Origin of the sequence: Goodfellowiella coeruleoviolacea, assembly GCF_024171785.1 — a bacterium.
In the GTDB taxonomy this organism is placed as follows: Bacteria; Actinomycetota; Actinomycetes; order Mycobacteriales; family Pseudonocardiaceae; genus Goodfellowiella; species Goodfellowiella coeruleoviolacea.
In genome coordinates, this window is sequence record NZ_JAMTCK010000024.1 from 74,917 (window position 1) to 83,694 (window position 8,778).

An 8,778-nucleotide genomic window follows, 5' to 3' on the forward strand; every position below is an offset into this window, starting at 1 on the left:
ACCCGCCTGACGAGCGCGGCCAGCAACGCCGAACCCGCCACCGCCAGAACGCGCCCGCCGGTGTTCCCGCCCCGCGTCATCACTCGACCGGAGCGTCGGCGCGCTTGTCCTGTTCGGCGGCGGCGAGCAGTTCCTCGGCGTGGGCCCGGCCGGTGTCGGTGGAGTCCAGCCCGGCGAGCATCCGGGCCAGCTCGACCACCCGGCTGGTCTCGTCGAGCACCCGCACCCCGCTGCGCGTCAGCCCGCCCTCGGCCGACTTGTCCACCACCAGGTGCTGGTCGGCGTAGGCGGCCACCTGCGGCAGGTGGGTGACCACGATGACCTGGTGGGTCCGGGCCAGCCGGGCCAGCCGCCGGCCGATCTCGACCGCGGCCCGGCCACCCACACCCGCGTCGACCTCGTCGAACACCATGGTCGGCACCGGATCCGCGTGGGCCAGCACCACCTCGATGGCCAGCATCACCCGGGACAGCTCACCGCCGGAGGCACCCTTGTGCACCGGCAGCGCTGGCGCGCCCGAGTGCGCCACCAGCAGCAGCTCGACCTCGTCCACCCCGTCCGGGCCGGCGTGCAGCAGCTGCTCGCCCACCCGCAGCGCGGCCGGGTCGTCCGCCTCGGCCGGCCGGGGTCGCACCACCACGTCCAGGCTGGCCTGCGGCATGGCCAGGCCACCCAGCTCCGCGGTGATCGCCTTGCCCAGCCGCCCGGCCGCGTCGACGCGCTGCTCGGTCAGCCGCTCGGCGATGCCGGCCAGCTCACCGGCGAGTTCGTCGCGGCGCGCGGCCAGCTCGGCGAGTGCCGCCTCCGAGGTGTCCAGCCCGGCCAGCCGCTCACTGGCCTGTTCGGCCCAGGCCAGCACACCGGCCAGGTCGGGCGCGTACTTCTTGGTCAGCTGCTTCAGCTCGGCCTGCCTGGCCAGCACCTGCTGCAACCGGGCCGGATCAGCGTCCAGCTGGTCCAGGTAGGCGCGCAGTTCGGCACCGACGTCGGCGAGCAGCACGGCGGCGTCGGCCAACCGGGACTCCAGGTCCCGCAGCACCGGGTCGTCCGCGGACACCAGCCGTCGCTGGGCCTCGGCGATCAGCCCGAGCGCCCCGGGGGCGTCCGGATCGATCTCCGGTGACCCGCTCACGGCGAGCGCGGCCGCACCGGCTGTCTCCCGTAACTGGTCGACGTCGGCCAGCCGGCGGGCCTCCTCGACCAGTTCCTCGTCCTCACCGGGCAGCGGGTTGACCGCGTTGATCTCGGCCAGTCCGTGGGTGAGCAGATCGGCTTCCCGCGCCAGCTCCCTGGCCCGCTCGGTGCGCTCGGTCAGCTCCGCGATGACCGCCTGCCACTCCCGGCGCACCCGCTGGTAGTCGGCGAGCAGGTCGGTCACGGCCGGACCGGCGAAGCGGTCCAGCACCGCGCGCTGCTCCGCCGAGCGCAACAGCCGCAACTGGTCGTTCTGGCCGTGCACGGCCAGCAACTGCTCGGCCAGCTCGCCGAGCACACCCACGGGCACGGACCGGCCACCGAGGTGGGCGCGGGAACGCCCGTCCGCGTTGACCGTGCGCACCGCGATCACGGTGCCGTCCTCGTCGGGCTCACCGCCCGCCTCCTCGGCGGCCTTGGCCGCCGGACTGCCCGGTGGCGCCGCGAACCGGCCCTCCACCACGGCCCGCTCCGCACCCACCCGCACCCGGGACGCCTCGGCCCGGCCGCCGCTGAGCAGGTGGAGCCCGGTGACCACCATGGTCTTGCCCGCACCCGTCTCACCGGTCACCACGGTCAGTCCAGGGTGCAGTTGCAGGGTGGCCTCGTCGATCACGCCAAGGCCCTTGATGCGCATCTCGGCCAGCACAGGGCGCACCATAGCCGCAGTTCCCGACACGTCCTCAGATGCTGCCACGGCTTCCCCTCGCTCGCGGGACGACCCCGCCGCAAGTCGCAGCAGCGCCGCCCGTCCCAGTGGCGCGGTCAGTCGCCCGACGGACCACGCCATCCCTGCACCGGAAGAGAGAACTTGCGGACCAGCCGGTCGGTGAACGGCCCCTCGCGCAGGCGCACCAGCTTGACCGGAACGCTGCCGCCCACCACCTCGACCCGGGCGCCGGCCGGCAGCGGCACGGTGCGCCGGCCGTCGCAGCACAGCACCGCGGGGTGGCCGTACTGGTCCACCTCGAAGGCGACCACGGACTTCGGCGAGACCACCAGCGGCCGGCTGAACAGCGCGTGCGCGTTGCTGGGCACCACGAGCAGCGCCTGCACGTCCGGCCACACCACCGGTCCGCCGGCGGAGAACGCGTAGGCGGTGGACCCGGTGGGCGTCGCGCACAGCACGCCGTCGCAGCCGAACGACGACACCGGCCGCCCGTCCACCTCGACCACCACGTCCAGGATGCGCTCCCGGCTGATCTTCTCCACGCTGGCCTCGTTGAGCGCCCACGTGGTGGCCAGCACCTCGCCGTCCAGCCGGGCGGTGACGTCGATGGTCATCCGCTCCTGGACGTGGTACTGCCTGGCGACGATCATGTCGACGGCCTCGTGCAGCGCGTCCGAGTCGGCCTCGGCGAGGAAGCCGACCCGGCCCAGGTTCACCCCGACCACCGGCACCCCGGCGGAGCGGGCCAGTTCGGCGCCCCGCAGCAGCGTGCCGTCACCGCCGAGCGCCAGCACCAGCTCGGTGCCCTTGGCCGCGTCCGCGTCCGTGGCCACCACCTTGCGGTAGCAGGACGGGTCCAGGTCGGGCTGTTCCTCGTCGAGCACCCGCAGCACGATCCCGGCCTTAGCGAACCGGTCGGCGACCTGCTCGGCCATGCGCAGGTTGCTGCCCCTGCCGGTGTGCACGACGAGCAGCACCTCCCGGCCGTCTGACGAGCCGGTCATCGCGGCCCCCTTTCCACCGCGTCCCCCACGATTCGCGACACCTGCTCGCTGTCCAGCGGCTCACCGCGCCGCAACCACACGAAGTACTCCACGTTGCCCGACGGCCCTGGCAGCGGGCTGGCCGTGGCGCCGTGCAGCCGCAGCCCCAGCGAGCCGGCCAGGGCGACCACGTCCCGGACGGCCTCGGCCCGCAGCGCGGGGTCGCGCACCACACCACCGGACCCGAGCCGCTCCCGGCCCACCTCGAACTGCGGCTTGACCATCGGCACCAGGTCGCCGTCAGCGCCGAGGCAGTCGGCCAACGCGGGCAGCACCAGACGCAGCGAGATGAACGACAGGTCGGCGACAACCAGGTCGGCCGGGCCGTCGATGTCCTCGGGCCGCAGGGCGCGCACGTTGGTGCGGTCCCGCACGACGACCCGCTCGTCAGTGCGCAGCCGCCAGTCCAGCAGTCCTCGGCCGACGTCGGCGGCCACCACCTGGGCGGCGCCGGCCCGCAGCAGCACGTCGGTGAAGCCACCGGTGGACGCTCCCGCGTCCAGGCAGCGCCGGCCGGCCACGCGCAGCCCGTCCGGCTCGAACGCGGCCAGCGCGCCCAGCAGTTTGTGCGCGCCCCGGGAAGCCCAGTTCGGGTCGTCGGCGTCGTCGCGCACCACGACCGGGGCGTCCAGTTCCACGCCGGTGGCGGGTTTGCTGGCCACCGTTCCCCGGACGGTCACCCGGCCGGCGGCGATGAGTTGGCTGGCGTGCTCGCGGGACCGGGCGAGCCCGCGCCGCACGAGTTCGGCGTCCAGCCGTGACCTGCGTGGCATCCGGTCAGACCTTGTCGATGCTGGTGAGGGCGGCGGTCAGGGCGGTGTGCACCGCGTCGAACCGCGCCACGTGCTCGGCGACCGGCAGCTCGGCCAGGCCGTCCAGCCCGGCCAGGGCCCGGTCAACGGCGGCCGTGGGGTCGGGCGGCGGCCCGGGAACCGGTGGCCGCGCTGGTGACGGCCCCGGCACGGCCGACGCCGGCCGCGCCAGCCCTGGCCCGGGCAGGGGCCGCTGGTCGGATGTCATGCTGCTGCTCCCGTCCGCCGAGGTACTCGTCCGCGCCGAAGTGGCTGTCTTCGCCGGAGCGGCACCAGCCCGGCAACGGACATCCAGACGTTACTCCGCCATTGTCCGCCATGAGCCCCAACAGCCCGGGCGGTGGTGCCCGGAAATCCCGGCGGCACGGGCGGTCCCACCCCCACCGCGCGGGCCGGGCGGCCGCCCGGGCGATCAGGCCGGCGTGGCCAGCAATTCGGCGGGCAGCAGCCGGCCCACCGCGGCGCGGGCCGCGTCATCCGTGGCGCAGACCCGCACCCCGGCGCCGCCGCCCTCGGCCCACCACACCGCGCACAGCTGCCGGAGCAGCTCCAGCGCGTCGGCCGACCACCGCTGACCGGCCGGGCCCGCCGTGGCGTCCGCCGTCACGTCCTCGGTCACCGCCGTCCCGGCGTCGCTCGCGGAGACCAGCAGCAGCCCGTTGTCGACCCGCACGGTCCACGCCGAGTCCGTCACGGCGATCTCCAGCTCGGCCACGCCGTCCAGCACCGCGGACAGGTCAGCGGCCAGATACCGGGGGCGCAGCTCCGGCGCGGCGGTCAGCAGCTGCCCCGGGGTGGCGACCCCGGTGAGGACCAGCAACGCGTCCAGCCCGGCGTGGTGCGCGCCGAGCACGTCCGTGTCCAGCCGGTCCCCCACCACCAGCGGCCGGCTGGCGTTGGCGGTCCGCACCGCCTGGTCCATCAGCGGTCGCTCCGGTTTGCCGGCCACCAGCGGCTCGGCGTCGGTGGCCGCCCGCAGCGCGGCCACCAGCGCGCCGTTGCCGGGCAGCAGGCCCCGCTCGGTGGGCAGCGCGGTGTCGTTGTTGCAGGCCACCCACAGCGCGCCGGCGCGGATCGCCAGGCACGCCTCGGCCAGGTCCCGCCACCCGGTGTCCTTGGACAGCCCCTGCACCACCGCAGTGACCTCGCTGCTGGCCGTGCGCACCGGCCGCAGCCCGACCAGTCGGACCTCCTCGGCCAGTGCGTCACTGCCCACCACGACCACAGGTGATCCCGCTGGCACGCGCTCGGCGAGCACCGCGGCGCCGGCCTGGGCGCTGGTGCTCACCTCGTCGAGCGTGGCGGCGAAACCCAGCTCGGCCAGGTGGTCGGCCACCTCCTGCGGAGCCCGGGAGGCGTTGTTGGTGACGAAGCGGATGGCGACCGCCTGCTCGCGTGCCTTGGCGACCGCCTCCGGTGCGCCCGGCACGGCCTGCTCACCCCGGTAGACGGTGCCGTCGAGATCCAACAGGAGTGCGTCGTACACGTCGAGCAGGCGTTCACTCACCGCTGCCCCGCCTTCCCTTCGGCATCGGAACCGTTCCCCGCGGAATCGGGACTGGTGGACCCGTTCGCCACCGAGTCGCCCCCGGCCGGACCGGGCCGCGCCGCATCCGGCGCTGCCGAGCCACCAGCGGTGTCCGCGCTGTCCGCACCCTGACCGACCGGGGTGGCGTCCGCACGGCCGCTGTCCGCACGATCACCGTGCTGACCGGCGTTCTCCGCCCCAGCCGGGTCCCCGTGCTCGGTGTCCGCGTGCCCGGCGTCCACCGGCTCGGTGTCCACCGGCTCGGTGTCCACCGGCTCGGCGTCCGCGCTCACGGTGCCCGCGTCCGCGTCGGCCGCGGCCTCGGCATCCCGTTCGCTGGCACGCGGCTCAGCCGCGCTGTCACCGGCGGGCGACTCGCCAGCGCCGGGCAGGCCGGCACCGTCCTCAGCGAGATCGAAGGCGCGCTCGGCGGCGTCGGTGTCGCCGTCCTCGTCGGCCTCGGCCGCGTTGAGGAACCAGCGGATCGCCTCTTCCCGCCGGCCAGCAGCGGCGAGGTTGTCCGCGTAGGCGTAGAACAGCCGGGCGCTCCACGGCTCCCGCTGCTTCGGGTCGAGGTCCGGGCCCTGCAACGCCACCACGGCGGCGTCGACCTGTCCCATGTCCCGGCGAGCACCCGCGGCCACGATGCGCAGTTCGATGGCCTCGGCCTTGGGCAGTGCGTCCAGGTTGGCCTCGCGGGCCAGCTCGATCGCCCGCTCCGGCCGGCCCAGCGCACGTTCGCAGTCGGCCAGCACCGCCAGGTGCCCCGGCCCACTGGTCATCCGACGCGCCGCGCGCAGCTCCGACAACGCCTCGGCCCACTCACCAGCGTGGTAGGCGGTGAGGCCGGCGGCCTCGCGCACGATGCCGACCCTGGCCGCCTTGGACCTGGCGTACCTGGCGTGCTCCAGCGCTGCCTCGGGCTCGCTGTCGATCAGCATGCCGGCGGCGACCAGGTGGCGGCCGACGACCTCCGCGAGCACCTTGGGCAGGCTGCGCAGCTCAGCCCGGACGTCCGGATCGAGCGCGGAGAACTGCGCCTCCTCGGGCAGCACCGGCGTCCTCGGCCGGCTCTCCCCGGAGCGGAAGTCCGAGCGGCCGTCACGGTCCCCTCGGTCGGTGTTGTGCCGACCGGAGGCACGACGCGCCACAGCCGCGGTCTCCCGGGCGGCGGCACCGGCATCGCCCCGCTCAGCGTCCACCGGGCCGCGCTCAGCCGCCTGGTCGACGTCCGAATCCCGCTCGACCGGCGCGGCCGCCGCACTGGCGGTCCCGTCACCCACAGCGCCGTCGCGGCCGGTGTCCACCGGGGCGACATCCGCCGCGTCCGCGGTCACGCCGTCCGCGCGCTGGCCGGCCAGGTGCTGCTCGTCGACACCGGACCGGTCACCGGCCACCTCAGCGGCCGGCCCGGCCGTGCCGGCGCGGTCCGCATCCCGGTCCGCACGGCGCTGGTCCCGGTGGTCCCGCTGGTCCCGGTCGGCGAACCGGTCGGCCTGGCGGGCCGGGCGCGGCCGGTCGTCGTCCCGCGAGCGGCCGTCGAACCGCCGCTGGTCGGGCCGGTCACCCCGGTCGAAGCGACGCGGGCGCTCGTCCCGGTCCTGCCGCTCACGCCACGGTCGGTCACCGCTCTGGCCGCCGCCGTACGGCCGGCGGCCGTAACCCTCGCGGGAGCCACCGCGGAAGTCGCTGTCCCCGCCCCGGGGACGGCGATCCGCGTCCCGACGCTCCGAGCGCCGGTCGTCCCAGCGGTTGCGGTCATCGCGCCCCTGGTATCCGCCGCGGTCGCGGCCGTCCCGACCGCGGTCATCACCGCGCCGGTCGTCCCAGCCCCGGTTGTCGCCACGCCGATCGTCACCGCGCCGATTGTCACTGCGCCGGTCGTCACCGCGCCGGTCGTCGCGGTACCCGCCCTGGCGGCCGCGCTCGGTGTCACGGGACCAGCCGCCCTGGCGCTCGTCCCTGGCCGGACGGTCCCGGAACCCGCGGTCGTCAGTCGAGGACCTGCGGTCGTCGAACCGCCCGCCCCGGCCGCCGCGGTCGTCGTAGCGCGGACCCCGGCGCTCGCCCTCGAAACGGCCGCCTCGGTCGCCGGACCAGCCGCCCCGCTCACCAGGCCGACCGTAGCCGGCGTCCCTCGGCCGATCCCGATCGTCATAACGGCCACGACCCCGGTCAGCGCGGTCCTCGCGGTCGCGGTACGGGCGCCCACTGCCGGGCCGGCCACCATCCCGGCCCCGGTCGTCCCGACGGTTGTCACGGTCCCGGAAGTCACGCCGCTCACCGCGCTCACCCCGGTCGCGGTCGAACCTGCTGTCGCCACCGCGGGCGGGCCGATCGCCTCGGTCGCGGTCGAACCGCTCCCCGCGATCCCACCCGCGGTCACCGCGGTCGCGCCGGTCGTGGTGACCCCGGTCACCACCGGTCCGGGAGGCACCGTCACGGGCGTTGTCACGCGGCCAGGTGGACCCGCGCCGCTCGCCACCGTTCTCCCGGCTCCACTCGCGCCGGCCGCCGTCCCGACCGCCGCTGTCCCGACCGCCGCGGCCGCGGTCGGCGCGGCTGTCGCGGTCTCCACCACGTGCGCCATCACCGCCGCGGAACCCGCGGTCGGCACGGCCACCATCACTGTCTCGGCGAGACCAGTCGTCACGTCGCGGACGGTCGTCGGACCGCCCTTCCCAGCGATTACCCCGGTCGTCTTCTCGGCGGCTGCGGAATCGCTCGTCCGAACGCGCGTCGCGTTGCTGGCCACCACCTGGCCGCCAGTCGCGCTGCTGGCCCCCGTCGCGTCTGTATTCGCCCCCGGCACGACCTTGGCTGGAACGCCGAGGTCGATCGCCCTGATCGCTCGGGCCACGCCTACGGTCGTCGGGACGATTCCCGAACCTGGACACAAAACCTCCACTGGACATGCCGAAAGGGGCCTGTGGTTGAAGCACACTCTCTGTGCCCCTACCACAAGCCCCTTCGGATGAAGTATGTCCGGCGGCGTCCTACTCTCCCACACCCCTCCGAGTGCAGTACCATCGGCGCAGGAGGGCTTAGCTTCCGGGTTCGGAATGGGACCGGGCGTTTCCCCTCCGCCATGACCGCCGAAACTCTATGGAACTCTCAACCAACACCCACACCCACCCCCCACCACCCAGAACCCCACACAACGGGGCCCCAGAACGAGGGGATCGGTGGCCTGGTCGAACTTCCAGAACCGCACAGTGGATGCGCAACACCTTCGTACACAAGTCCTCGGCCTATTAGTACCAGTCAACTCCACACATTACTGTGCTTCCATCTCTGGCCTATCAACCCACTGGTCTAAGTGGGGGCCTTAACCCATAACGGGTGGGAGACCTCATCTTGGAACGAGCTTCCCGCTTAGATGCCTTCAGCGGTTATCCCTTCCGAACGTAGCCAACCAGCCATGCCCCTGGCGGGACAACTGGCACACCAGAGGTTCGTCCGTCCCGGTCCTCTCGTACTAGGGACAGCCTTCCTCAAGTCTCCTACGCGCGCGGCGGATAGGGACCGAAC

At 74.3% G+C, this 8,778-nt stretch carries 7 protein-coding genes and 2 rRNA genes; 1 reads left to right on the top strand and 8 read right to left on the bottom strand.

Going from position 1 to position 8,778, the window contains the following annotated elements:
* Window positions 1–79: 79 nt before the first annotated feature.
* The 6 genes from recN to LX83_RS35565 form a co-directional block, all read right to left on the bottom strand.
* The gene (recN, locus tag LX83_RS35540) at window positions 80–1,855 is read right to left on the bottom strand and encodes a DNA repair protein RecN (RefSeq protein ID WP_253779956.1); all 1,776 of its coding nucleotides are present in this window, start codon (window positions 1,853–1,855) and stop codon (window positions 80–82) included.
* Between the two features lie 104 nt (window positions 1,856–1,959).
* Window positions 1,960–2,868 (bottom strand): NAD kinase, encoded by a 909-nt coding sequence (locus tag LX83_RS35545; protein WP_253779958.1) that lies wholly within the window; start codon window positions 2,866–2,868, stop codon window positions 1,960–1,962.
* A complete protein-coding gene (locus LX83_RS35550) occupies window positions 2,865–3,680 on the bottom strand; it encodes a TlyA family RNA methyltransferase (protein WP_253779960.1) in 816 nt (271 codons plus the stop codon). The genes LX83_RS35545 and LX83_RS35550 overlap by 4 nt, the downstream gene beginning before the upstream one ends.
* A gap of 4 nt (window positions 3,681–3,684) precedes the next feature.
* Entirely contained in the window at window positions 3,685–3,927 is a 243-nt protein-coding gene (locus LX83_RS35555; protein ID WP_407649743.1) for a hypothetical protein, read from the bottom strand.
* 204 nt (window positions 3,928–4,131) lie between these two features.
* The gene (locus LX83_RS35560) at window positions 4,132–5,226 is read right to left on the bottom strand and encodes an HAD-IIA family hydrolase (RefSeq protein ID WP_253779962.1); all 1,095 of its coding nucleotides are present in this window, start codon (window positions 5,224–5,226) and stop codon (window positions 4,132–4,134) included.
* Window positions 5,223–6,644 (bottom strand): tetratricopeptide repeat protein, encoded by a 1,422-nt coding sequence (locus LX83_RS35565; RefSeq protein ID WP_253779967.1) that lies wholly within the window; start codon window positions 6,642–6,644, stop codon window positions 5,223–5,225. Before LX83_RS35565 ends, LX83_RS35560 begins: the two co-directional genes overlap by 4 nt.
* On the opposite strand from LX83_RS35565, the gene LX83_RS35570 reads away from it, so the two are divergent.
* Window positions 6,609–8,225, top strand: a complete 1,617-nt coding sequence (locus LX83_RS35570) for a hypothetical protein (protein WP_253779984.1) — start codon at window positions 6,609–6,611, stop codon at window positions 8,223–8,225. The two genes, LX83_RS35565 and LX83_RS35570, sit on opposite strands and share 36 nt — an antisense overlap.
* Window positions 8,226–8,230: 5 nt before the next feature.
* On the opposite strand, the gene rrf is transcribed toward LX83_RS35570, so the two are convergent.
* Window positions 8,231–8,347 (bottom strand): 5S ribosomal RNA (rrf, locus tag LX83_RS35575).
* A 134-nt stretch (window positions 8,348–8,481) separates the two neighbouring features.
* A 23S ribosomal RNA gene (locus LX83_RS35580) occupies window positions 8,482–8,778 on the bottom strand; the annotation flags it as partial.

Bases quoted from the DNA above. Each gene is read 5' to 3' on its own strand.
- recN (WP_253779956.1), bottom strand. From the start codon at position 1,855: ATGGTGCGCCCTGTGCTGGCCGAGATGCGCATCAAGGGCCTTGGCGTG.
- LX83_RS35545 (WP_253779958.1), bottom strand. From the start codon at position 2,868: ATGACCGGCTCGTCAGACGGCCGGGAGGTGCTGCTCGTCGTGCACACC.
- LX83_RS35550 (WP_253779960.1), bottom strand. From the start codon at position 3,680: ATGCCACGCAGGTCACGGCTGGACGCCGAACTCGTGCGGCGCGGGCTC.
- LX83_RS35555 (WP_407649743.1), bottom strand. From the start codon at position 3,927: ATGACATCCGACCAGCGGCCCCTGCCCGGGCCAGGGCTGGCGCGGCCG.